Here is a 26,328-nt window from a genome sequence, read left to right on the forward strand (position 1 = left end):
TAAAACATTTTAAACCGTAAAGCGATTATCACTTTTTTGTATCTTCAAGGCAACAACTAAATCATCAAAAATGCAAAGAAGAAAGTTCCTTAAAAATGCAGCGGCAGCTTCGGCTGCTTTTTCCATTGTTCCAAGCCATGTTCTGGGTAAGACCCATGTTCCACCCAGTGATACCCTTTACTTAAGTGCTTTTGGTGTAGGTGGCAGGGGCAATGGCGTAATACAAGGTTTGGCCAATACGGGAAAAGTAAAGTTTGTTTCTTTTTGCGATGTGGACGAAAAACGCGCGCAAAAGACTTATGAACTCTTTCCTGATGTAAAACGCTTTAAGGACTTTAGAAAAGTTTACGATGCACATTTAAAGGATATAGATGCAGTAATGGTCGCCACCCCTGATCATACGCATGCTTCCATTGCACTTCCTTTTATGCGCGAAAAAAAACATGCCTATGTTGAAAAACCGTTGACCCATAATATACATGAAGCAAGATTGATGACCAAAGTTGCAGCTGAAAACGGAATTGTTACCCAAATGGGAAATCAAGGAGCTTCTACCGATGGCAGTAGGATTGCCCGTGAATGGGTGGACCTTGGGTTATTGGGCAAGATCCATACTATTGATTGTTGGACAAACCGTCCTGTGTGGCCGCAAGGTGTTCCATTGCCTTCAAAAAAGCAACGAGTGCCTAAGGAATTGGACTGGGACTTATGGTTAGGGCCCGCTGCCATGCGAGACTACAATGCTGCTTATTTGCCCTTTAAATGGCGTGGCTGGTGGGATTTTGGAACGGGAGCCTTGGGAGACATGGGCTGCCACATTATGGAAACCCCTTTTAGTGTTTTGGGCCTAGGTTATCCTACCGAGGCCGAGGCTAGTTGTACAACGGTTTGGGTTGGAGATTTTGTTGAGGCCGATTATAGCCCCTCTTGCCCTCCCTCATCTAAAATACACTTAAAGTTTGAACATGAACATCATGGCGATATAGCGTTGAACTGGTACGATGGTGGTATTAAACCGGACCTTCCGGATGAACTTAAAGATGATGAAACTATTGGTGATGGCGGTGGCGGCACTATAATGTATGGCGAAAAAGGAATTTTGATATGTGATACTTATTCTAAAAACCCACGTTTACTGCCATCAGAGATGACAGGTCTTATAAATTCCCCAGAACCAAAATATCCCAGAATTGCGGGTGGAGCTGATGGCCATATTGCCAATTTTGTCGATGGATGCATGAATGGAAAAGCTACTTCTTCAAACTTTGCCAAAGCAGGTCCACTTACGGAAACAGTCCTTATGGGAAACCTTGCCGTAAAAGCATATCAATATAAAGTATTGCAAGAAGGTAAAAAAGTAGGTGATTGGGCACCTTATGACTACCCTGGCAGGAAAAAATTACTTTGGGATGGTGAGAATATGAAAATCACCAATTACGACAAGGCCAATGAATGGGTTACCCGTCAATATCGCAAGGGTTGGGAATTGAGCTAGTATTTTTTGGTTAATGAGAAGTACCGGAAAAATGCAGTTCACAACAAAAGACACAACACCTGGTTATTTTAAGGCTATGGCATGAAAGAAAAGATACAAACCATTAGGTTATCGAAAATAGACCTATTTCTTTTTAAAAAGCTAGTTACGCTACTGAATGAAGTTTTTGAGGAAAACAGTACAGTCGCATCAGATGCCCATTTGCAAAAACTAATTGCCAAGCCCGAATTTTATGCTGTTGTTGCCATCTCCAATGATTTGATTATAGGAGGACTCACCGCCTATGAACTACAAAACTATTATACTGATAAAAGCGAACTATATATCTACGACATTGCCGTAAAGAGTGAATTTCAAAATAAAGGGATCGGTAAACAACTAATTAAACACCTAAAAGAACTGGGTTCTAAAAATAACATATCGACCATTTTCGTTGATGCACATTCCGGAGATAAACAAGCAGTTACATTTTATGAATCGGTATTTGGAGCGCGTGAAAAAGTAGATCATTTTAATTTTGAGATTAAATCAAGTTCATAAAATCACTTTTTCAATTTTTTTCTAAGATGTTCTTTCATCAATTCATTTTCTGATAGGTCAATGGCTTTTTCAAGGGTAGGCGTATAATTCTCAAGATCGTTGGTTTCAAACATTAATTCAGCCTTAATTGCAAAATATAGGGCAGTACTGCTAAAGTCATTTTTATCAGCAGTTCTTCTCAATTCTGTAACCCCTTTATCCGCACCATGGACTTTGGCGAATGGAACTATGCGATTTAATGCTAACATGGGTGTGTATTGCATTCGTAACTGTACATCGTATAAATACAAAATACTTTTCCAGTCTGTTTTTTGAAAAGTCTCTGCACTACAATGATAATACGACCGGGCGGCCTCTAAATGATACGTTGAAGGGTTTTTGTCAGATGTTCCAGCGTTTTCCAAATGATGAATCCCTATTTCTATAAGTTCCCCATTGTATTTGGACCTGTCTTGATGTTCCAAAGTAACCAAATCACCTTTTTCATCCAACCGGGCATCAAACCGGGAAGCATGAAAACACATTAAAGCAATCAATGCTTCCAAGTTAGGGTGTCTACAATACTTATTTTCCTTGAGCAATAATGCCAAGCGCAACGCTTCGTAACAAATGTCCCTTTTTAAAACTTGTGAGCCCGTGGTAGCGGAATATCCTTCTGAAAACAATAAATAGACTACTTGTAGAACTCTGAAAAGTCTAGATTGCAAACCCATTTGCACGGGAATTTGCAAAAACTGTACCTCTTCCCTGAACTTTTTCTTGGCTCTCGTGAACGATTTCGCTACAGTATCCTCTTTTTTCAATAAAGCTTCGGCCAACTCCTTATTGCTAAAGCCCCCAATCAATTTTAAACTTAAAATGATTTGATATTCTTGTGAGAGCGAAGGATGGCAACATGCAAAAATCATCTTTAACTGGCTGTCGGAAATCGTGTCGCCCAAAGAAAGTTTACTTTCCGAAGTAGTTGTTTCCACAACTAGTCTATCTTCTAGGAAATCTATTTTCTTATCTCTCCGCAGAACATCGATAAGGGAATTACTGGCAACCCTGTACAACCAGGCCGTAGGATTATCTGGAATTGATTTATAGGCCCAAACCTGCATGGCCTTTAGAAAAGTATCTTGGGCCGCATCTTCAATTTGTTCCAAATGGGAAATTCCAAACTTGTTGGTCAACACGGCGACCACCTTTCCATATTCATTTCGGAAAAGGTGGTCAAGCGTATTGGTCAGGTTATTACCGTGCATAAAAGGCCGTTAAATTCTGGCTTCAGTATTTTATAGCTCCTTAGTGTCCGTCCATTGTAATTATCTCACGTACTTCCACAAAACTACCTTCGTAGTCAAAAATGGGGCATCCCTTGGATATTTCTACGGCCTCATCCATAGTGTTGGCAGAGACGATCAGGTAACCTCCCACCATTTCAGCTCCTTCAGCAAATGGGCCATTGGTGACCAACTCACCTTTTTGATGTACTACCTTTCCATCCTCTGCCAATGGGAGACCATCTAAAAGTTGGCCCTTTTCTTTTAGACCTCCCATCCACTCCCCCCACACTTCCATATGGGCTTGTTTTTCTTCTTGTGATAACTTTTGAAAGGCTTTTTCCCCTCCTCTAAATAAATACAAAAAATTACTCATTGGTTCTTGTTTTGTGTCCATTGTTGAATGGACTGATTTATACTTTGTTTATATTACTAAGACGAAAACAAAGTATTGGATTGGACAATCTCTTTAAAATTATTAAAACAATTTCATTTGACCGTCTTTGTATTGCTCATGTACGTCTTTGTTCAACTTGGGAAAGCTCCTGTCCTTAAAATAAAGATGTCTCGCCAATTTTGCCATGTCATGTATTTGGGTCGCTATTTTGCCCTCGCCCCTGTTGCGGAGACCAAAACGAATGTCATTGATTGAACCTCCATGGCAATCTTGAATAAGGTGTAGCACTTTTTCGGCCCTATCTGGCATAGCCTTTCGAATCCAATCGGTAAAAATCTGACCGATAGCCCCGTTTAAACGCACTATGGTAAAAGCAAAAGATACCGCTCCGTGATCCGCGGTTGCTTTAGCAAGTTTCAATAGTTCATGACTGTTGATTCCCGGAATCATTGGAGCGAGCATGGCATTGACCGGAATTTTATTTTCTGACAATACTTTGATGGTGTTCAAACGTTTTTGAATGGAAGCTGTTCTCGGTTCCAGTTTCCTTCTTGTTTTTTCTGAAAGTGAGGTGACCGAAATGTTCACCCCCACCAACTGATGGGCATTCAACTCCTTTAAGACATCCAAATCCCGAAGGATCAGAGCGTTTTTTGTGATGATACCCACCGGATGGCGATACTTTAAAAAAACCTTTAGACAAGCTCTGGTAATCTCAAATTGTTTCTCCGCAGGTTGATAGCAATCCGTGTTCCCGGACATAACGATGGTCTGTGCCTTCCAATTCTTATGTTTTATTTTAGTTGCCAACAACTCTGGGGCGAACTTCTTCACCAAAATTTTTCGCTCAAAATCCAGTCCTGCACTATACCCCCAATATTCGTGGGCGTTGCGGGCGTAGCAATAAATGCACCCGTGCTCGCAACCCTGGTAAGGATTCATGGAATAGGACATGCCCACATCTGGGCTGTCCACTTTGTTTACAATGGTCTTGGGAAATATAGGGATGTACTCGGTCTTGGTCTTTTCAGGTTCTTCATTTTCCAAACGACAGAATTCCAAGAAGTCCTCCCGCATTTCATACACATGTTGAAGAAATCTATTGGGTGTGTTTTTCTGGGCACCGCGACCTTTTAGGAATTCTTTGGATTTCATTTATTGGATTTATTCCAAATTTATGGAATTTATCCAATATCTTATATCGTCCATACATAAAAAAGCTGGGCGACCTGCCCAGCTTTTCAATTGATCAATTTAAAAATGATATAAAATAGGTTGGATATATTACAATCCAAAGTAATTGGCCACTGCGTTATAATCACTAGTGTCCACTCTGGCCGTTTTGAGTTCTGCCATTACGCTTTCGCTGTTCTTTGATGCATTGTTAAGCTCTACTGCTACAACGATTACTTTGGTATATTGTCCACCTGGAATAACAGTAGAAGAATTATCGCTGGTCTTATGAAATCTTACTTCGAAATTATTATTATTTTCAAAATCGAAAAATATTCTTGTATAAACACTATTATTGGATAAATAACCTGGCATAATATATCTTAAACCATCTTTATGTTCTATATAAAAAAGATAGCCATAGTTTTCAGGTTCTGCCAGGAAAATGTTTAAATCGAGAACCAGGCTGCTATAGTCATCATTTACATCAAGATTATAAGTAAAAGCCTGTACATTGGCATTGCCTGCAACTCCTTGTTCGCCTTGGCAATCGAGAGCATCAAAGTTGCCATCATCATTGACATCCTCTTCTGCATCTCCAGTTCCGTTACCATTAAGGTCCCAACAGCTTACACCATCGGCACCGGGCAGTCCGTCCGTTCCATCCTCGCCATTGGAGCATGCGCCCAAGGTCAATGCCGTACAAAGTAGGGCCATGTTCATTAATTTAATTGTTTTCATCGGTTTACTTTTTTATGGGTTATACCGTCAAAAGTAGTTTGGCCTTAAAGTTCATTTATAGTACAATTGACCTTTGCCCTATATAGATTGATGGATGCCTAGATTGAGTTGATATGAGGCGATTTTTGAGCGGCTTTTCTTGTTTCCAACCCATAGATAACCATGGATATAGTTCAACTATAACCTGTAACCGCTAGGAAAACCCCATTTGGGTATTACGAACATTTTAGTACAACAACAAAAACCTTCTTAAAGAAGGTCTCTTAGATTTTCATTCTAAAAATATATGGTAAGAATTAAGTGCTCAATCTATTTGAAGTTCACTTTTACCAGCTGTTTTTTATTTCCCCGTTTTGCATAGAAAAGCATTTTGTCTTCTTCCTCATCTTTGAGGGGTTTTGAGACCATTAACGGTAGGCGTGCTTCTTGATTATCTATTATCTTTTCATAATCCATAACCCCATTTTCATCCAAAGAGATCATGAAAACATTTCTGTTTCTGCTCAATCCCTGTTTGAATATAAGACGTTCATTGTTGATAAGTTGCGGATTTTCTGAAGCCGTACAGATAAAGAAATACGTCTTTCCATCTTTGGAATACGAACTGTAGGAAGCATAGGCACCATCTCCTTGGGTCACCTCTGCTTTGTTAATGTTTCGTGCCCATGCCAGATCGCCATTGGTTTTTAACTTGGCACTTACAATATCGTTATGATGGTATCGCTCAACTTTTACCCGTTGTCCTGCACCCGTAGCTTGTATGCTGTTGGTGACAAAGTATTCTTCGGCATTAAAAAAGATTTCGCTTTGCGGTGTCACCTCCACTCCCTTAAAAACGAGGTTCTTGATGACCTTGTCCTCATCCCTTCCAAACTTGTCTTCCATAAACTGTTGGGAGAACGGATTGTATTTTTTTGTGTTGATGGTAAGGGTAGTCGGATTTACATCAAAATAGGCAATTCCATTGTATCGATTATCCTTTCTATCTGCATAAAAACCTGTACAGACCAGTCTGTCATTCAAAATTATTGGAAACAAACTCTCCGAATATTTTCCTGGGTCGTCAAAGGATTGGGTTTGGCTTCCACCTTTAGAAACTTTTACCAATTCATATTGAAACTTTCGTTCTTCGACCCGAAAACGCTTCTTTTTAAAGTATGCCTTCCCAACGATATAGGCCGTTTCCAAATCTTTTGAAAAGGCTACGTTTTCAAAGGCATAGTTTTTCTCCTCGATCTCATACGAAAAGTCATGTTCAAACTTCTTGTTCAACGCTGTATCGTACATATGGATAATATGCTTGTTACTTTTCCCTTTCTTGTGGTGGGTACTGATAATAAAACCTGTCTTCTCTTGATTAAAGAGTATCGCCGTTGAAAACCCATTGGAGAAATTACGGTTGTAATAATTCTTGCCCACAGGGTTTCTAACCTCCTCAGAAGAAATTGAAAGTAGCTTTTGTGGCTTAAAATTGATATCGATTATCGGGGTCCTATGAATCCAATACTCATATTGACCCGTTCCATAATTGTAGTTCAGAAACAAAAGATTTAGCTGTCCGTTGGTCAAAAAACCATCTACAAAATCCAAGCCTTTGAGTTTGTAATTGTATTCAGAAACCAACTCCAAGTCGCTATTGTAACGTTCTATCAAATAACCCTTTGGTTTTAGGATCATTCCCTGAAAATAGCCTCGCACCAAAATGTAGCCACCTTCTCCATCTTCTTCAATGGTGAGTAGGTTTGAGTAACGGTGCCTGTCATTGAACTTTTCTCCAAAATCATAGGAAACGGGCATCTTCTGGGCATACCCGAGTACTCCCGCTAAAAGGAGGCATAGTACTACTAGCTGTTTCGTCATAATCGTCTGGTTGGGTTAAACCAAAGGTTATGATCCAGGGAAATCGGCTTTTCGTTTTTCAAGAAAGGCAGTAGTACCTTCTTTAAAGTCGTTGGTGCCGAAACACGCTCCAAAAGCATCGATTTCTATGGCATAACCATTTTCATCATACTTAAAACCTGCATTTATGGCATTTATTGCATATTTTATCGCCACAGTGGAGTTATTCGATATCTTGCTCGCAATTTTAAGAGAAAGTGGCAATAATTCTTCTTGAGGCACTACATGATTGACCAATCCGTAGCCAAGAGCTTTTTCGGCATCGATCATTCCTGCCGTCATGATAATCTCCATCGCTCTTCCTTTTCCTATGAGTTGGGGCAAGCGCTGGGTTCCTCCATAACCGGGAATTACCCCCAAAGAAACCTCTGGCAATCCCATTTTGGCATTGGTGCTTGCTATTCTAAAATGACAGGACATGGCCAGTTCCAATCCACCTCCCAAAGCAAATCCGTTCACGGCGGCTATAACGGGTGTAGAAAGGTTTTCCACAAAATCAAAAAGTATTCGTTGCCCTTCCGCAGCCAGTTTGCCTGCTTCGGCCACCGAGAAATCCGCAAACTCAGATATATCTGCCCCAGCTACAAATGCTTTTTCGCCCGTGCCGGTTATCACAATTACCTTTATTTCTTTATCATCGTCCAGTTCTTTAAAGGCTGTATGGAGCTCTTCGATAGTCCTTTTATTAAGTGCATTCAGTTTTTTAGGCCGATTTATAGTGATTGTTGCAATGTTGTTTTCTTCTTCGATATAGATGTTTTCGTAATTCATTTTGATGTTATTTTAAGTATAAAATATATTGTAGTTAACGTAGTAAATTTCAGCAAAATTAAAGCCTTTTAGCCCTAAATTTTACTCTTTTGGGAATTTTACCGTAAAAACGGTTCCTTTATTGACTTGTGAAGTAAATTGAATTGTTCCGTTGTAATTTTCGACAATATTTTTAACCATTCCCAGACCAAGACCCATACCACTTGTTTTAGAGGTAAACTTTGGCTCAAATATCTTTTCCTTGAACTCATCTGCGATTCCGATACCGTTATCGGCGACTGAGATCTTTACATGGCCCCTTTCAGATGCAACTGTTACCAGAATACGTGGAGATCCTACCTCTGGAACTGCTTGGATAGCATTCTTGACCAAATTAGTGACGACCCGAATCAATTGTGTACGATCCAGTTTTGCAATGATTTCCTTTTCGTCGGTTAGAAAATGAATGTAATCTTCATTAAAGATGTCCAAAGCCAACTTCACGATTTTCACCACATTCAGTGTTTCGTTCTGTTGAGCCGGCATCTTGGCAAAATTTGAGAAAGCAGATGCTATATTGCTCATGGTATCTATCTGCTGAATCAGAGTTTTGGAGAACTCTTTTACTTTCGATTCAGCCTTAGGATCATTGGGGTCAAACTTGCGTTCAAAGCTCTGTACGGTAAGCCTTAGCGGTGTCAATGGGTTTTTGATTTCGTGGGCTACTTGTTTGGCCATTTCACGCCATGCCTGTTCCCGTTCGCTACGTGCCAACTTTACGGCACTTTCTTCCAATTCATCAATCATTCCATTGTAGGAGTCTACTAACTTCCCAATTTCTTCAGTGGTATCCTTTATAAAGATTTTTTCATTCCGCTTTGTCAAATCTGTCAACGCCATCATTTCTGAAACTGTCTGCAGCGAACGGGTGATATATTTTGAAATAAAATAAGCCAAGATAATTGCCGAAAGCAGCATTAACAGATACACTCCGCCCAAACGAAATAAAAATTCCCTAAGTTCCATATTGTTAAAGGAGTTGTCCTCAAAATAGGGAAGATTCATTATGCCGATGGGCTTAAACTTGGTATCGTTGATATAGGTATAAGAAGCTTTATAGTTATCCCCAGCAGCAGATTTTTCTTCTACATATCGTTTATCCGCGCTCATACTTAGACTATTCAGAACTTCGGCATCCAAACAATTTGACACGGAGTCTATTTCAAAACTGGGACGAGAACTTCGTATCAACGTTCCATCAAGGTCATAGATATTAAAAGATACATTTTGTACATCTGCTATCTTATAAATCTCGTGCTTAAAAATATGTTGAAGGTTTTCGGTAATCTCAGGGTACGTGGTTTCCTTAAGCACATAAGCGATGCTTTGAAGAATCTGTTCTTCCTTCCGTTCCAGTCTATTTTCGTGATAATCTCTGCTCTGTTCTTGATATTGATAAAGCGTTACCCCAGCTATGAGTACAGATGCTATGAGCACCAATAATATCATTGTGAAGAAAATACGGGACCGTAACGATAATTTTTTGAACAATTCGCTTTGAATTTGGACTTAAAGTTAGCAATAATCGAACCAGACTCAAAAGCAAATACAAACTCAAGTTTAAAGTGCAGGTGCAAATTCAAAGTACAAGCGCAAGTTCAGATTTAGGGTTAATATAGCCACTTCGTTTCTAATTATTGTTTAAGGCTTTACGCTTACAGCTTTTATCCTTGACCCTTGGCTGAGTAATTGAATTTGTACTTGAACTTGAGTTTATCGTTGTCAAGCATTCGGATTCTTATCCCTTACACGCTTGTACAATCGAATTCCCAACATGAGAAGTATGGCCAACACGAAAATTCCAATCACCCCATAAATCCAATTGAAAGCATTCTTTAAGACCACTAAAAAAACCACTGCAAAAAGAATAAGTGTAGATCCCTCGTTCCAAATACGCATAAAGCGAGATGTGTACTTTACCTCGTCTCGCTGTAAATGTTTGAAAATTTGATGACATTTTAAATGATACCCAAAAAGGAGCGCCACAAACAAGAGCTTTACATGCATCCACCCTTGCTGAAGCCAGCCTGGTATTAAAAGCAACAGCCAGATGGCAAAAATAGTGCACAAGATAGCTGATGGCCATGTGATAATGTACCAAAGTCTTTTGGTCATCAACTTTAATTGGTCGGTAAGGATTTCCTTTTCAGGTGATGGTTTTTGCCATGCTTCAATATGATAGATAAACAGTCTGGGAATATAAAAAAGTCCGGCAAACCAGGTGACCACAAAAATGAGATGTAATGCTTTTATATAGTTGTAATATTCCACTTTTAGGTAAAAAGAGTTAAGGGGCAAAGGTAAAAAGAAGACAAGCAAGACCCTTTACCTTTAGCCCAAAACCTTATTTGCTTTTTAAAGTTGTATCGCTCCAATTCCCGCTTCCCATAATTTTTTGTTGAAAGCTGGAATCTTCACATTTTCAAATGCTTTTCCTCTTTGTTTAAATCCTTTCCATTGCTCATCCAATTCTTTTCTACGATCAATTGAAGATTGGTTGACTCTAGGCAAGGTGCTATTGGTGGCGTTTATCAAAAACAGATATTCCGCAGTAAACTTGTTCGGAAAATTCTCCACATCATCATATGCTTTTGACTTGCGCTGCACCATCTCTTTGTCCCAAATATCCAACTCATCCATCAATGCTTTGCCCTCTTTCTTCAGTGATTCGTCCTTTACTTTTTTGAGTACCTCTTTCAGTTGATTCTTGGCATTGAAAAGCGTGTTCACCATGGTATGCATCTCGGTCAGATTAGCTTCTGTCTCTGTCATGAAAACATCGAACGTTTCATATTGCTCATGTTTGATATTGTATTTCGGTAGCTCTTTGATTATCCCTTTGGTTTCCAAAACGGTGTTGTCAACTTTGAGCTTAATCGTATACGTACCTGGAATGGCACGATGCCCTCTATAATTTGCTTCAATATAGGTATCCTTTACCCCAGGCATTATTTTGTGTCCCATATTCCATACAAAACGATTGAGTCCTTCTTTTTTGTCAAGCTTTGGAGCTGGAGGCGGCCCGCCATCATATTTCTTGTAGCTTGTATCTTTTTTTGATGAAAATGAATTGACCAACTTCCCTTTGGCATCAAAAATCTCCATATTAATTTCGGTAGAGTCCAATTTGGGCAACTCATAGTACAACACCAATCCATTGGCTGGATTTACGCCAGTAAAGGCTTGACTTCCTTTAAATTTAACAGAATTACCGTTCAATGCACTGCCCCAAGATCCTTTGTAGGCAGGTTCAGACGCATACAGCTTTGCCACTTTTTGAGGTTTATCATAACCTTTAAGCAATCCCAAATCATCCAAGATCCAGAAAGAGCGACCAGAGGTTGCCACTATCAAATCTCCTTGATGTACCATTAAATCCAAGATTGGTGTTTTAGGCAAATTCAATTGAAAGGATTCCCAATTCTGACCTCCGTTCCAAGAAATATACATTCCTTTCTCAGTGCCGGCATACAACAGATTCTTTCTATCCTTATCTTCACGGACCACTCGGGTAAATGAACCCTTTGGAATTCCTGAACTAACGTTGGTCCAACTTTTTCCATAGTCAGTGGATTTATAAATGGCTGGCGTATAGTCATTGAACTTGTAGCGTGTAGTTGCAATGTAGACCGTAGCTGGATCGTGAGGCGATACTTCGATGGCATTGATCAGACATTCTTGCAATCCTTTTGGAGTGACATTTTCCCAGGTTTCACCTCCGTTTTTTGTGATATGTACCAATCCATCATCACTCCCCGTATAGAAAACTCCTTTTTCATGGGGTGATTCTATCATGTACGCAATGGTACCATAGTTTTCGGCACCTACTGCCTCATTCGTATAAGGCCCTCCACCGTTGCCTTGCTTGTCATCTTGGTTTCGGGTCAAATCTGGGGAAATCTCTTCCCAAGTCACTCCATTATCCCTGGTTCGAAGTACTAATTGGGCACAATGATAAAAGGTACCGGGTTCATGCTTGGACCAAATAATGGGAGCATTCCAATTGTAGAGATACTTCATGTCGCGTGCGGCTCGTCCCAAATATTGGATAGGCGATGCCATTACTTTGGTAGAAGCTTTGGTATGAGTATCCAATAAATTAATGGTTCCCAAATAACTCCCTCCCATCACATATCTTGGGTTATCTGGATCAAACGCTAAAAAAGCACTTTCCCCACCTGCAGAATAGGTCCAATCCTCTCGACTAATATTTCGTCTACCTACTGAAAGGCTAGCAATCTTTACTGAAGTATTATCCTGTTGACCTCCATAGATATTATAAGGAAATAAATTGTCTGCATTAATACGATAAAATTGCGCCGTAGACATTATGGCCTGCGTGGACCAGCTTTTACCATAATTGAAGCTGATTGCAGCACCTCCATCATTGGCTATTACCATATTATTCGAGTTATTCGGATTGATCCATAGGTCGTGATAATCCCCATGAGTACCAGAAAGTATACTCCATGTCTTTCCACCATCAATGGACCTTAAGGCGGGAGCACTCAACACATATACCACATTTTCGTTGTTGGGATCGGTAAACACTTCTGTATAGTACCATGCTCTTTGCGTTAAACGATTGTCACCACTTACCATACTCCAGCTTTCACCAGTATTATTGGAAACAAAAAGTCCTCCTTTGTCCGCGTTGGAATCACTTTCCACAAGTGCAAAAACTTTATTTGAATTCGCAGGACTCACGGAAATGGCCATTTTCCCTTTTTCCTTGGGAAGTCCTTTTTCAATCTTCTTCCAAGTTTCCCCACCATCCACTGATTTATAGACGCCACTGCCTCCACCTCCACTGATCACAACTTCTGGCTTGCGTTGATGTTCCCACATGGTAGCATAAAGTATGTCGGGAAAATTGGCATCCATGGAAAGCTCGGAACAGCCGGTAAGATTGTTTACAAACAATACATTCTTCCAAGTCTTTCCACCATCAATGGTTTTAAAAATTCCCCGTTCTTTATTTGGGCCGTACAGTGCTCCTTGAGCAGCTACGAATACAATGTCGGGATTGGTTGGGTGGATCAGGATCCTTGCGATATGCTGGGTTTCTTTCAAACCAATATGTTGCCATGTTTTCCCGGCATCAATGGATTTATAGACACCATCTCCGTAGGAAGTCATGACCCCTCTAGGAGCATGTTCTCCCATTCCCACATACACTATGTTGGTGCTGGATCGGGAAACAGCAACCGCCCCAACAGAACCCATTTCAAAAAAACCATCGGAAATATTGTTCCAGTGTTGACCTGCATCGGTAGTTTTCCAAAGGCCACCTCCAGTTGTTCCCATATAATAGGTCATGGGATTACCCACAACCCCAGTGGCACAAACAGAACGGCCGCCCCTAAAAGGGCCGATGTTTCTGTATTTTAAGGGTTTAAAATATTCTTCGGCGGTTTGCGCAAAAGAAGTAGCCCCAAGAATTAGGGCTACTGCATACATAATATTTTTCATATTGTTGGTTATTCTTCTATACTTAAATACTCCAAACCTAGCTGGTTAAACGCTGCATTAAAAGCCTTCATCTCTTCTTCAACTAGTTTATCGAAAGTGGTTAATTGCGTATTGATTTTTGTGGTCATCTCATTCTTCACGTTAACATCTTGATCGGTAGGTGGAAAGTCATCAATTGAAACCAAACTATTTAAATGCCCAAGCTTATTGGTCAATTGTATCGGGAAATTCAACGGATCTTGGTTACTTCTATTTTTGGTTTGGTACAAGGCCTTTTCAATCTTACCAAAATCCTCTTTCATTTTTTCCGCCTTCTCCACCAAGTCTTTGGTCTGTTCGTTGCCCTTATATTGCTTGGTAAAGGCATCTAACTTTGTATTGATTTTTCTGATTTTCTTAATCGATTTATGTGCACGGTCAATAGTTGTATTGATATCCGATATAAAATCATACTGTTTTTGCATATCGGCTACAGAAACTTCAGCTCTAGGATCCGGAATAATCTTGAACTCTTCTGATTGCTCGGAACCATTTACATTTAATGAGACCTTATAATTTCCAGGTACAGCTTTCGCTCCACTAAAATTGGCCCACCAGAAAATCATGCCTTTTAATTTTTCGGCTCCTTTGCCCCGTGTATCCCATACATGGGTATTTCCGCCTTTCTCAACCTTTAACTTTTTATCCTTGTCTTTTGAAAAATTACTGAATGTGGACAGTGTGTCTCCAGATTTAGAGAAATACGTTAGACTAATGCTGTCTTTTTCACTCATATTTTTAAGGTAAAAATGAGTAATAACGCCATTAGGGTGATTTTGCCCTTCGGTCTTAGACGGCTCTTTGGCAGCTCTTCCTTTAGTGCGATAGCTGTCCTTAGGTTGGTATAACTTCATGTTGGCACTTTTGTCCGAAGCTTCCAATTGATGAAGTACCGTTAAGTCATCTATGATCCATAAACTTCTTCCCTGGGTCGCTACAATAAGGTTATTGTCTTTTAACGCCAAATCGGTTATTGGAACGATGGGCAGATTTAGCTGGAACGGACTCCAATTACTTCCATCATCAAAAGAAACATACATTCCTGTTTCGGTTCCGGCATAAAGCAATCCTTTTCTTTTTGGATCTTCTCTGACCACTCTGGTAAAGTGTTCATCGGGAATGCCATTAGTAATTTTAGACCATGTTTTTCCATAATCAGTGGTTTTGTAGAGATAAGGTTTAAAATCACCTAATTTGTATCGAGTTGCCGCTACATAGCAAGTGCCTTCATCAAAAACCGAAGGTTCTATGCTATTGATCATATTCCATTCTGGCATTCCCGTAGGTGTTACATTCTCCCAACTTTGCCCCCCATCTTTGGATACATGGATCAATCCATCATCACTTCCAACCCAAAGTAACCCTTCTTTTAAAGGGCTTTCATTTGCTGCAAAAATGGTACAGTAATATTCTACTCCGGTATTGTCCTGCGTAATTGGCCCTCCACTGGACACCAATTTTGTTGGATCATTGCGCGTTAAGTCATCGCTCAATAGCTCCCAGCTTTGCCCTTCGTTTGTGCTCATATGCACATGGTTCGAAAACGTATACAGTTTTTTGGGGTCATGTTTGCTGAACATAATGGGGAAGTTCCATTGAAAACGGTATTTCATGCCTTCGGCGCCATACCCCATTGGATTATCTGGCCATACGTTAATACCTCTAACTGTACCTGTTTTATGGTTAACCCGAGTCAAGAAGCCACCATAACTTCCTCCATATACAATATCATTATTGTTTGGGTCTACGGCAATATGGGCAGATTCGCCCCCTGCTGTAGGCTCCCAATCATCTTCACCAATACTGCCGTCATCGCTACGATGATTTACACGCAACGTAGAATTGTCTTGCTGAGCTACATAAATACGATAGGGATGTGAATTATCCGTGGTCACTCGATAATACTGTGCCGTTGGTTGGTTGTAGTATGTGCTCCAGGTCTCCCCACCATCGTAGGAAACTTGTGCACCTCCATCATCCCCAATAATCATTCGTTTGGAATTTTCTGGGGCAATCCAAAGATCATGATGATCGCCATGCGGCGCATTGAAGGTATTAAAGCTTTTACCTCCATCTGTTGATTTATGGTAGCGCACATTCAATACATAAACAATATCTTCATCTTCGGTATCGGCATAAACCCGAGTATAGTACCAGGCACGTTGTCTCAATTTGCGTTCGCTATTGACCAGAGCCCATTTTTTGCCTCCATCTTCAGAGCGATACAAACCTCCCTTTTCCTTGTTTTCAACAATGGCCCAGACCCGCTCGCTGTTTTTTGGAGAAACCGTGACTCCAATGATTCCAAGGGTATCTTTAGGAAAGCCTTCGTTCTTAGAGATTTCCGTCCAAGTTTCACCACTATCTGTACTTTTCCATAATCCTGAACCATCACCACCACTGCTCAAACTATATGGAGTACGTTTTGCACGCCATGAGGAAGCATATAAAATACGGGGATTGTTCGGGTCTAAGGTCAAATCAACAAAACCTGATTGTTCGTTGACAAATAATTTTTTGCTCCATGTTTTTCCACCATCCGTACTCTTATAAATGCCACGATCTTGTGTGGGCTTATAAATATTGCCCAATACCGCAGCATAGATTACATTATGGTCTTTTGGATGAATACGAATACGTGGCACATGACGACTATTCTTAAGTCCGGCTGATTTCCATGTTTTTCCACCATCTTCAGTTTTCCAGATACCATAACCCGAAGATACATTTCCACGAAGTGTTTTTTCACCACCTCCAACATACAAAACATTAGGGTCGCTTTGGGCCACTTCCACAGCTCCAATACTACCTCCAAAATAACCATCGGAAATATTCTCCCACGTACGCCCACCATCAAGTGTTTTCCATACGCCCCCGCCAGCAGCACCAAAATAGAATAGATTGGGTTCGCCAGGTACTCCGGTCACAGCTGCCGACCGTCCACCACGGTGCGGTCCAATAGACCTATACTCCAAACTGGAATAGAGTTCTTGTGGATAAACAGTTTTAACGGTTGATGATTTCTTTTTTCTTTGGGATTGTGCAGATGTGCAGAATAGCGTAAATACCAGCAATAGGGTGCCAGCTCTGGAAAGCAGTTGTTTCATTTTTGTGTTGTATTAGTCAGTACTAAAAGTAAGGAAAAACCCAGAAATGTAAACAGTAAGTTGTTACTAAAAAGGAGATTAACTATTTTGAAATTTTTGAGAACATAAAAAGACCTTAAAACAGTTCAAAAATTGATGATCAAACATTGTAATAGAATCATCAAATTCTCCGAAATTGAAATCGCTATTTTTACATAAAGACCAGATTTTCCCATGGAAAAGAAATCAGCGAAAATATATATTATAGGTGCAGGAATAAGCGGCTTGATCGCTGCCAAAACCTTAGAAGAAAACGGCTATGCCCCAACACTTCTCGAAGCAACGGATTCTGTTGGAGGCCGAGTTAAGACCGACGTAATCGAAGGAACTTTTTTTGACCACGGCTTTCAGGTTTTACTTTCGGCATATCCGCAAGCAAAAAAGCATCTAAACTATGCTGATTTAAAGTTACATCAATTTAAGCCCGGTGCTTTGATCTTTAAAAATGGTAAAGCGCAGCGTATTGGTGACCCTTTACGGGATATTTCAGCGCTATTTCCCACAATTTTTTCCTCCATTGGTTCTATTGCGGATAAAATCAAGATTTTCACTTTGACACAGCGGTTAAAAAAGAAATCGATTCAGGATATTTTCTCTTCAACGGAAGCTACCACATTGGAATACTTAAAAGACTACGGATTTTCTACTCGCATCATTCAGAATTTCTTCAGACCATTTTTTACAGGAATTTTTTTAGAGGAAGCACTACAGACTTCTTCCCGTATGTTCGAGTTTGTCTTTAAAATGTTCGGGGAAGGGTATGCCACACTTCCAGATAAGGGAATTGGCGCTATTCCGGAGCAACTATCCAACCAATTACATCATAGTCAATTCAAGTATGGTCAAAAAGTAAAAGCCGTAGATTCCAAAGGTATCCATATGGAAAGTGGTGAAATTTTAGAAAGTGATGCCACTTTGGCAACCATACCTATAGATGCTAAGACAGGGGCAGTGAATTTCTCCGCGGTTGATTGGAAAAGTTGCGATAATCTCTACTTTGCTGTGGAAAAGAGAACTTTTGAAGAAGGTATTATTGGATTGATCGCCGATAACGATGCGCTAACAAACAATCTCTACTATCCATTTGGGCAAACTGCTTCAGGGAATGTTGTGCTTTCCGTTACCGTAGTGAAAAGTCATACTTTGAGTGAATCAAAACTAGTTGTTACCGTTAGTTCTGAACTACAAAAACATTGCGGAATCATCACCAAAAGTTTTTTGAGGAAGTATACCATTAAGCAAGCGCTTCCTGATATCAAAAATTTAAAAATGATACTTTCGCCCGATAAAATCCAAGTTTTTAAAAAGGTTTTTTTGGCAGGCGATTATACATTGAATGGTTCTTTGAACGCTGCAATGGCTTCGGGTGAGGCTGCCGCCGAGCAATTAATGAGTGTCCTTAAATAGTCACATGTTTATGTTCTAAAAGGGCTTCAAAATCAATAATTTGTAATGCCTTTTCGTGTGTTGCCTCCAAAATCACAGCTGGTGCCTTGCCAACTTTCCATGCTTGTTTCCAACGAGATGCACACAGACACCATGTATCACCGGGTTTAAGACCCGGAAAATTGTACATCGGTATGGGAGTGCTCAAATCATTGCCCTGGTTTTTTGTATAGATTAAAAATTCTTCGGTCATGATAGCACAGACCACATGGGTTCCTATATCTTCAGGTCCAGTTCTGCAAAAGCCATCACGATAAAATCCGGTTTTAGGGGCATAACAACAGGGTTGAAGTTCTGTTCCCAGTACATTTTTTTCCATTGGAGCTTTTCTTGATAGTAAAAATACTATTAAAAGCAGTTATTTTTCTTTTTCACCACTCTTCCTCCATAAATTGAAACTTCCATGTAACGTTGTGAATAATTTTATACTAATGTATTGAAGGATTCACTCATGCATTTTTCTTAGCTTTAGAACATTAACATAAAAACACATGACCATGGATATTTTTGGGAAAATAAAAGAGAAGCTCACCAATGAGTTTATCGATATTATCGAATGGCTCGATTATACGGATGACACTATAGCTCATCGCTTTGAGCGCTACCAAAACGAAATAAAGAACGGTGCTAAACTTATTGTGCGCGAAGGGCAAACCGCTGTATTCGTAAATGAAGGACAATTGGCGGATGTCTTTACACCCGGAACCTATGACCTTACCACACAAAACTTACCAATTCTCACCACACTAAAAGGCTGGAAGTATGGTTTCAACTCTCCGTTCAAAGCGGAGGTTTACTTTGTAAATACCCACCTTTTTACCGATGAAAAATGGGGGACCAAGAGCCCCATTACACTAAGTGATGACCGTTTTGGATTGGTAGAAATTCGTGCTTTTGGCACATATGCCTTTAAAATATCAGACCCAGGAAAATTTATCGTTGACATTGTGGGTACGGACAGTAACTTCACCAATTTTGAAATTAACGAGCATTTAAAAAGTCTTATCGCTACTCGTTTTACGGATACAGTTGGGGAAGCCAATCTTCCTATAGAACTTTACGCAGCAAATACCTCAGAACTTTCAGAGACCTGCCAAGAAGTGATGAATGCTGAGTTTCTTTCCGTGGGTATTTCCCTTGAAAAATTCTATATTGAAAATGTCTCCATGCCCGAAGACCTCAAAAAGGAAATCTTCGAGTATAGCCGTATAGATAAATTGGATTTGGATAAATTGACCAAATTCAAAACTGCCAAAGCGATTGAAGCTGCTGCCAAAAACGAAGGCGGTACCGCAGGTGCTGGAATGGGCATGGGAATGGGCTTTGTACTCGCTCAACAAATGGGTGGCATGATGGCGGGGAGCTCGCAGGCAAATACTCAAATGGGCAACCAACAACAAACAGGTGCTTTTCCACCTCCAATGCCTACGGCAGTACAATATTTTTATGCAGTCAATGGAACACAGCAAGGTCCTGTTTCTTTTGAACAATTACAAGCACTTTTTGCCGGCCGCACCATCAACAGGGATAGTTTGGTTTGGAAACAAGGCATGGCAGCATGGACGGCGCTCAAAGAGGTCGATGAATTAAAATCATTTTTGGGAGGAAGTACACCTCCACCATTACCTACAGCATAAGTTTTCTAGTTGGCAATCCATAAATAAGAGAAGTCTTTGGAGAAAACTATCCAAAAAACAGAGCTTAAAAAATCCTGTGCCAACTGTGGGGCTGAGCTCAAGTATAAACCTGGCACAACCAATATCACCTGTGAGTATTGTGGCCACGAGGAGTCCATAGCCATTGATGAAAATGGTTTTGAAGAGCTAGAGTTATATCCCTATCTGAAAGAGATGGGTGCTCAAAAGCACAGTGAAGAGATCTCCATGCTCCATTGCAAAAACTGTGGCGCCAATCTGCATGTGGAGGAAAACTATAAGTCTTTGCATTGTGTGTATTGTAGTATGCCTTTGGTGATTGCCGATGCCTACAAGGAAGAATGGATTTTGCCGGGAGCTGTTCTCCCATTTCAAATTGAAAAAGAAAAGTCATTCACCATTTTTAAAAAATGGGTGGATCGATTGTGGTGGGCACCCAACAAATTGAAAAAAGCAGCACTTGACCCACAATTTACCAAGGGATTGTATCTGCCCTACTGGACTTTTGATGCACAACTCTACGCTTCGTATACCGGAAAACGGGGGGAATATTATTATGAAACCCAAAGCTACCGGGATAGCAACGGTAAAAAACAGACGCGAAGGGTTCGTAAGACCAGATGGTATTCTGCCTCTGGAAACGTATCTGGTTTTGTAGACGATACATTGATAAAGGCATCCAAACAAAAAACAGGTAGAATCCCTAACAAAATTGCCCGTTGGAACTTAAAAAAACTACAGCCTTTTAACAGTGGTTTTTTATCTGGTTTCGTCACTGAAAAATATACGATTCCCCTAAAAGAAGGTCACTTACACTCCAAAGAGGTGGCGCGCGACATTGCTACCCGTTGGTGCAAGCAGGACATAGGTGGAGATACACAAAGAGTGAGCAGCCTCGATATGAATTTATCCGAAGAGACCTTTAAACATATTTTGTTGCCTGTTTATGTAAGTGCTTATCGTTTTAAAGGGAAAGAATATAACTTCTTTATCAATGGCGAAAACGGACAGATTTCGGGAACACGGCCCTATAGCTTTTGGAAAATATTTTTTGCAGTCCTCTTTGTAGTTATATTGATTCTAGTATTTATCTACTTTGCACAGGGCTAATACCAAACAAACGCTTCATTATGAAAAATGCTTTCCTTTTGTTCTTTTTAATCATGCTTTCTTCATGTACAGAACAACAGTCCCGTTCAAATGATTGGCACGTAGTTTTAAAAACAGATAGGGACGGAAGTATTCTGAAAGGATCCAAACAAGAGTTGATAAATGCCGTAAGAAATGGTCAAGACCTAAAAATTGGATGGGGCGGTAAACGAGAAACGCTATCCATTGAACATCTTTCTGTTCCTATTTGGCTGGCAATTCTTAATGAAAAAGAAGTAATGGCACATTTAGACCCTCAGGTATTGTCACACATTGACTGGGACAGCTTAAATGTCAGCTACAAGGATGCTACTAAATTACAACAAGAGTGGCGTGTGGTGTTATCTACCAAAAGTAACTTTGATGCGGTCTGGTATGATAAAAAAGCGGACACCCTTATCAGAAGATGGCCTCAAAAGCATATTATGACATGGTTCACCAAAGGTGATTCAAACAAAACTTCGGTTCCTTTGTTTAGCAAGGATTAAAAGACCAAGAGTTATTATAAAAACTCCAAGCAAACAGGTGAAGGAATAGAAGTATCGTTAAGGTATGTGAGTATTCCCTTTTCGTTATCTCTCTGGAAAACAGCAATGTTATTACTTCTTTGATTGGCCACCAACAGAAAGCTCCCAGAAGGGTCAATTGCAAAATTCCGGGGCCAGTCCCCATGAACCGATTCACGGCCTACCAAACCGAGTTTTCCAGTTTTTGAATCCACTTCAAAAATTACAATGGTATTTTCACCCCTATTTGACCCATATAGAAATCTTCCATCTGGAGACAAATGAATATCGGCACACGAATTTTTTCCTTCATAAGCTAAATCCAAAGTACTTTCGATCTGGATTTTATTGAAACTGCCTTCGTTATCTCTTTTGAAAACGGAAACACTAGAATTCAATTCATTGATGACATACAAATAATTTCTGGTGGTATCAAAAACGAAGTGCCTTGGCCCTGCCCCATCAGGCAGATCCAATGAAGATTGATGCGCTGGTTTCCAATTTCCATCTTGCTTACTGTACCTTTTCAAAGCGTCCAATCCTAAATCAGATGCAAATAGCCCGTCTTTACTAAAATGGGCTTTATGCACATGTGCTGCCTTTACGGTATCCAAAACCTTATGGTCAATAAGATGCGGGTTTGATTTTAATGCTCCATCATCTTCCAATTCAAAAATTGATAGGTTACCCCCGGTATAATTCGACACTGCCAATTGGCCATCTCCAGATAATGTAACATGACAAGGGTGCGCTCCTCCAGTACCCATACTATTTTGAAGCTCCAAAAGCCCCTCTTTTAATCTAAAAGCAGTAATCCCACCACCCAAACTATCAAAATCCGCAGTTTCCTGAACGGCATACAGATTATTTTTATCATTCGATATTGTCAAAAATGAAGGATTCGGCAATACTGCAGTCAAAGTTTTTTGTTCAAGTTCCCCAGAGTTGGAATTAAAGGTGAAACGATAAATACCTTTACTCTCTCCACCGGTATAGGTGCCAACAAACAGATTGTATGCTTTCATGGGTGCTTCTTTTTCTTTACAGCTTAAGGCAACTATTGCCAATAGGAATAAGACTAACTGTTTTTTCAAAATAGTGATGGTTTAAGACGAAAATAAGAAATCGTTCTTTTTGTGACATCATTATCGACAATTAAACCAATCAATCAGTAATTTTAGTGCGTGAATAAGGATACCATTATTTTAGTTTTAAGTTGTTTAGGGCTTGTCCAAGCACTCTTCCTGTTCATTTATCTTATTACGCTAAAAAAAGGCAGACGAAAAGCGAACGTATTTTTGGCCTTTATAATTCTTGGGGTCACCATTCGGATAGGGAAATCAGTTCTCAACACTTATTTTCACCTTGAGCCATGGCAACGGAATTTAGGCCTGTCCGGAATACTTTTAACTGGTCCCTCTTTATGGTTCTACGGTAAGGTGCTTTTTGATAAATCAAAGATGTTTTCACAAAGAAATTACCTTCATCTTATACCCTTCGGTACTTTTATGTTGCTATGTGCTTTAATCCCTAATCGAGGCGACGCATTGTCCTATGGAATTTACATCGCCATATTTTTACATCTTTTAGTATACATTGGTTTGTCCGTGTACATAATGTATAAAAATGGAAAGGAAATACGTAGTCAACTTAGCAAATGGTATAGAAACTTAATACTGGGTATAAGTATCATTTGGGGTTTTTATATGGGGCATCTTTCCGGACTATTCTCTTGGTATATCGGTGGAGCTATTTTTTTTTCATTTTTGATTTATATTTTTTCCTTTCTCTTTTTACAGAAGCATGCCTTTCAATTGGGAAAATATACCAAATCAACTTTAGATAGCGAAACATCTAGAAAATTGGTTTCTTCCTTAAAAAACCTCTTTGCACAAGAAGAGATGTATTTACACAGAACCATTTCCTTGGAAATCATTGCAGAAAAATTGAACACCCCCCCAAGAAAATTATCTCAGGCTATCAATGAGAATGAGCAAAAGAACTTTTCTGAATTCGTTAACCAGTATCGAATAGAAAAAGCTAAGCAATTGTTGTCAGAACCAAATTCCATCCAACAAAAAATAGCAACAATAGCGTATGACTGTGGATTTGGCAACGTCACCTCTTTTAATTTGGCGTTCAAGGCCATAACCCAACTGACCCCCTCTGAATATAGAAGTCGATTTAGTACGTGATACATTTTTTCCCTCAGCCTCTTGTTCTCATAATTTTAGTCCTATCGTCATGCTGAACTCGTTTCAGCATCACAAAAGTTTGAAAACTCATGTTTTGATGGGACCCTGAAATAAATTCAGGGTGACGCTTCTTTTAGAAAAGATTAGAGACAATCTGATTTTCGTTTTAAGAATCATGATTTTTAAAGCATTTTAATCAGTGCTTGGACATCTTTGCTTCAACATTACAACGACGCAGTGAAAGCATATATCTTAATTGCAGTATTGACTTTAGGGATAATCGGTTGCAAGGAAAAAATCATTACGGATAAAAACCACCATCCCACTGTTCCAATGAAACAAGTGGTCTTGGACAATCTCAACCATCCTTGGAGCATTGCCTTTATTTCTGAAGATGAAGCCCTTATTTCTGAGAAAGATGGGAACCTGCTACGGGTTAATCTTGAGTCCAAGGAGAAGAAAATCATCAAAGGGTTTCCGACCGATTTAACCGATAGTATTCGCACTATTCATTTTGGTGATAATTCAGGGATTTTTGAAGTTTTGGTCGACCCGGATTTTAAAAATGACCCATGGGTCTATGTTTCGTACGCTGCCAAAAAAGGATTAGGAACGACTACGAAGGTCATTCGGGCTCAGATAAACAATGATTCTTTAATCAATCATCAAATCCTAATCGAAGCCGCTCCGTATACCAGGGAGTATTTTCATTATGGTGGTGGAATGACCTTTGGAGCCGACGGAAAACTCTACGTGACCATAGGCGAACGACTTTTTTGGGAACGTGATGAACCTGAAATTCCCATAGCACAAGATATTACGGATAAAAGAGGAAAAATATACAGAATAAACCCTGATGGAAGCATTCCTGAAGACAATCCGGATTTTGGCGAAACGGCACTTCCCGGATTGTATGCCATTGGAATCCGAGCTGCACAGGGAATAACCGTTCAACCAGAGACAGGCAAGATATGGTTCAGTGAGCACGGTACAATTCAGGGCGATGAAATCAACATCCTAAAGGCCGGTGCCAATTATGGTTGGCCCAATGTGACCTCTGGAAAACTCAGGAGTAAGGATTATACACCTCCAAAAATTGAAGGTGCGACCTTCACAACTCCGGTTTGGTTTTGGCCACATACCGTGGCTCCAACAGGACTTACTTTTTATACTGGGGATGAGTTTCTAGAATGGAAAGATAATCTGATTGTTCCCGGACTTTCACGCGGAAGTTTATGGCGATTCCGAATTGAAAACGATACCATAAAAAGTGCTGAAGAGCTCTTTATCGACGACCGTGTTCGTTCAAGAAAGGTAATGCAAAGTCCAGAGGGCAAGCTCTATATGCTCACTGATGAGGATAATGGAAAACTATTACGAATACTACCTAAACCCAATAATTTAACTGTTGAATAAATGAGAAATAGAATACTTGTTTTTGTTTTATGCCTATCTATTGTAAGCGTATCGGCACAAGAAATCGAAAAACCAGTGGACAACTACACCATAAAAAGGCTTTTGGTCTGCAATGATAAAGGTGAAATTGCCATGGTAAAATACAATGGAACATGGAATGTACCACCACTTCGGTTTAACAAGTCAGAAACGTATAATGAATCCCTATTGCTTTTAGCCAAAGATATTGGCTTAGAAATATCCAAACCCAAATTGGCAGGTGTTTTTTCATTTAAGTACGGCTTTAAATCTACGGCTGCTCTTAGAATGTTCTATATGGCAAAATACAAATCGGGAGAGCTTAAGGTCAAAGAAGAATGGGAAGCTATAAAGTGGATGCCAAAGGAAGCGTTTTTAAAATTAAAAAGTCAAGATGTGTATAGCCTAATGGCAACCAAAATCATTGAAGATGTGTCAACACTATGGGGCGGTGCATTCTTTCTCTATAAAGAAAATGAAGAAATAAAATTTAAAATCACCGAAGATTTTTATTCCTTAAGATAACAAAACAACTCATGAAAAAAATTCTGTTCTTAGTACCGTTCGTATTCTTTGCTGCCTCTTTAATGGCTCAAACCGAAGAGGACAGCATTAAAGCAACCCTACAAAAATATCTTGATGGCTCGTCTTACAATAATCAAGAATTGATTGAAGCTGCCTTTTATGAAGAAGCGGATCTCTTTTTATCCAAAAAAGACCAAGAATTATGGGTATTGTCCCCCAAAGAATACAGCGACCTCTTCAAAAACAGGGAAAAAGGAAAATTCAATGGAAGGGTCGGAAAAATTTTGATGGTAGACTATGCCAACAACATTGCTTGTGCCAAAGCGGAAATCCTAATTCCGAAAAGAAACCTAAAGTTCATCGATATATTCTTATTGAAAAAACTTGAAGGGGAATGGAAAATCATCAGCAAAGCAGCTACTCAAATTGAATAGAAAAAAC

At 39.8% G+C, this 26,328-nt stretch carries 22 protein-coding genes; 10 read left to right on the plus strand and 12 right to left on the minus strand.

Annotation, left to right across the window (positions count from 1 at the left end):
* The first annotated feature begins 70 nt into the window (after positions 1 to 70).
* Positions 71 to 1,495: a Gfo/Idh/MocA family protein gene (locus KIM67_RS01705; protein WP_213829647.1), complete on the plus strand. Its 1,425-nt coding sequence runs from the start codon at positions 71 to 73 to the stop codon at positions 1,493 to 1,495.
* Positions 1,496 to 1,576: 81 nt separating this feature from the next.
* Positions 1,577 to 2,035, plus strand: coding sequence for a GNAT family N-acetyltransferase (locus tag KIM67_RS01710; RefSeq protein ID WP_213829648.1), 459 nt, complete (start codon positions 1,577 to 1,579; stop codon positions 2,033 to 2,035).
* Positions 2,036 to 2,037: 2 nt separating this feature from the next.
* Here KIM67_RS01710 and KIM67_RS01715 read toward each other — a convergent pair whose 3' ends face one another.
* From KIM67_RS01715 to KIM67_RS01760, 10 genes are all read right to left on the minus strand, one after another.
* Entirely contained in the window at positions 2,038 to 3,282 is a 1,245-nt protein-coding gene (locus tag KIM67_RS01715) for an RNA polymerase sigma factor (protein ID WP_213829649.1), read from the minus strand.
* A 40-nt stretch (positions 3,283 to 3,322) separates the two neighbouring features.
* Positions 3,323 to 3,676 carry a YciI family protein gene (locus KIM67_RS01720; RefSeq protein WP_213829650.1) on the minus strand — a complete coding sequence of 118 codons (354 nt, stop codon included), beginning with the start codon at positions 3,674 to 3,676 and terminating at the stop codon, positions 3,323 to 3,325.
* Positions 3,677 to 3,778: 102 nt separating this feature from the next.
* Positions 3,779 to 4,852: a PA0069 family radical SAM protein gene (locus KIM67_RS01725; protein WP_213829651.1), complete on the minus strand. Its 1,074-nt coding sequence runs from the start codon at positions 4,850 to 4,852 to the stop codon at positions 3,779 to 3,781.
* A 129-nt stretch (positions 4,853 to 4,981) separates the two neighbouring features.
* On the minus strand, positions 4,982 to 5,611 hold the full coding sequence (locus KIM67_RS01730) for a hypothetical protein (RefSeq protein ID WP_213829652.1): 630 nt from the start codon (positions 5,609 to 5,611) through the stop codon (positions 4,982 to 4,984).
* A 309-nt stretch (positions 5,612 to 5,920) separates the two neighbouring features.
* Positions 5,921 to 7,471 (minus strand): hypothetical protein, encoded by a 1,551-nt coding sequence (locus tag KIM67_RS01735; RefSeq protein ID WP_213829653.1) that lies wholly within the window; start codon positions 7,469 to 7,471, stop codon positions 5,921 to 5,923.
* 27 nt (positions 7,472 to 7,498) lie between these two features.
* The gene (locus tag KIM67_RS01740; protein WP_213829654.1) at positions 7,499 to 8,281 is read right to left on the minus strand and encodes an enoyl-CoA hydratase/isomerase family protein; all 783 of its coding nucleotides are present in this window, start codon (positions 8,279 to 8,281) and stop codon (positions 7,499 to 7,501) included.
* 81 nt (positions 8,282 to 8,362) lie between these two features.
* Positions 8,363 to 9,769: an ATP-binding protein gene (locus tag KIM67_RS01745; protein ID WP_213829933.1), complete on the minus strand. Its 1,407-nt coding sequence runs from the start codon at positions 9,767 to 9,769 to the stop codon at positions 8,363 to 8,365.
* Between the two features lie 273 nt (positions 9,770 to 10,042).
* A complete protein-coding gene (locus KIM67_RS01750; protein WP_213829655.1) occupies positions 10,043 to 10,591 on the minus strand; it encodes a CopD family protein in 549 nt (182 codons plus the stop codon).
* Positions 10,592 to 10,675: 84 nt separating this feature from the next.
* Positions 10,676 to 13,792: a glycosyl hydrolase gene (locus KIM67_RS01755; protein WP_213829656.1), complete on the minus strand. Its 3,117-nt coding sequence runs from the start codon at positions 13,790 to 13,792 to the stop codon at positions 10,676 to 10,678.
* Between the two features lie 8 nt (positions 13,793 to 13,800).
* Entirely contained in the window at positions 13,801 to 16,938 is a 3,138-nt protein-coding gene (locus tag KIM67_RS01760; RefSeq protein WP_213829657.1) for a glycosyl hydrolase, read from the minus strand.
* A gap of 213 nt (positions 16,939 to 17,151) precedes the next feature.
* Between KIM67_RS01760 and KIM67_RS01765 the strand changes: the two genes are divergently transcribed.
* On the plus strand, positions 17,152 to 18,384 hold the full coding sequence (locus tag KIM67_RS01765) for an FAD-dependent oxidoreductase (RefSeq protein ID WP_213829658.1): 1,233 nt from the start codon (positions 17,152 to 17,154) through the stop codon (positions 18,382 to 18,384).
* On the opposite strand, the gene KIM67_RS01770 is transcribed toward KIM67_RS01765, so the two are convergent.
* On the minus strand, positions 18,377 to 18,742 hold the full coding sequence (locus KIM67_RS01770; protein WP_213829659.1) for a DUF2237 family protein: 366 nt from the start codon (positions 18,740 to 18,742) through the stop codon (positions 18,377 to 18,379). The genes KIM67_RS01765 and KIM67_RS01770 overlap by 8 nt on opposite strands.
* 178 nt (positions 18,743 to 18,920) lie before the next feature.
* Here KIM67_RS01770 and KIM67_RS01775 point away from each other — a divergent pair, with 178 nt between their 5' ends.
* From KIM67_RS01775 to KIM67_RS01785, 3 genes are read left to right on the plus strand one after another with little or no spacing between them, the layout of a single operon-like run.
* Positions 18,921 to 20,060, plus strand: coding sequence for an SPFH domain-containing protein (locus KIM67_RS01775; RefSeq protein ID WP_213829934.1), 1,140 nt, complete (start codon positions 18,921 to 18,923; stop codon positions 20,058 to 20,060).
* A gap of 36 nt (positions 20,061 to 20,096) precedes the next feature.
* Positions 20,097 to 21,188, plus strand: a complete 1,092-nt coding sequence (locus KIM67_RS01780; protein WP_213829660.1) for a DNA helicase PriA — start codon at positions 20,097 to 20,099, stop codon at positions 21,186 to 21,188.
* A gap of 20 nt (positions 21,189 to 21,208) precedes the next feature.
* Positions 21,209 to 21,715, plus strand: a complete 507-nt coding sequence (locus KIM67_RS01785) for a hypothetical protein (protein WP_213829661.1) — start codon at positions 21,209 to 21,211, stop codon at positions 21,713 to 21,715.
* Between the two features lie 14 nt (positions 21,716 to 21,729).
* Here KIM67_RS01785 and KIM67_RS01790 read toward each other — a convergent pair whose 3' ends face one another.
* Positions 21,730 to 22,827, minus strand: a complete 1,098-nt coding sequence (locus KIM67_RS01790; protein WP_213829662.1) for a lactonase family protein — start codon at positions 22,825 to 22,827, stop codon at positions 21,730 to 21,732.
* A gap of 90 nt (positions 22,828 to 22,917) precedes the next feature.
* Between KIM67_RS01790 and KIM67_RS18745 the strand changes: the two genes are divergently transcribed.
* From KIM67_RS18745 to KIM67_RS01810, 4 genes are all read left to right on the plus strand, one after another.
* Positions 22,918 to 23,928 (plus strand): helix-turn-helix domain-containing protein, encoded by a 1,011-nt coding sequence (locus KIM67_RS18745; RefSeq protein WP_213829663.1) that lies wholly within the window; start codon positions 22,918 to 22,920, stop codon positions 23,926 to 23,928.
* A 237-nt stretch (positions 23,929 to 24,165) separates the two neighbouring features.
* Entirely contained in the window at positions 24,166 to 25,344 is a 1,179-nt protein-coding gene (locus tag KIM67_RS01800) for a PQQ-dependent sugar dehydrogenase (protein ID WP_213829664.1), read from the plus strand.
* Entirely contained in the window at positions 25,345 to 25,887 is a 543-nt protein-coding gene (locus tag KIM67_RS01805; RefSeq protein ID WP_213829665.1) for an NUDIX hydrolase, read from the plus strand.
* An 11-nt stretch (positions 25,888 to 25,898) separates the two neighbouring features.
* Positions 25,899 to 26,321 carry a nuclear transport factor 2 family protein gene (locus tag KIM67_RS01810; RefSeq protein ID WP_213829666.1) on the plus strand — a complete coding sequence of 141 codons (423 nt, stop codon included), beginning with the start codon at positions 25,899 to 25,901 and terminating at the stop codon, positions 26,319 to 26,321.
* Positions 26,322 to 26,328: the final 7 nt, after the last annotated feature.

It is taken from the genome of Flagellimonas sp. 389 (genome assembly GCF_018449435.1).
GTDB lineage: Bacteria > Bacteroidota > Bacteroidia > Flavobacteriales > Flavobacteriaceae > Flagellimonas.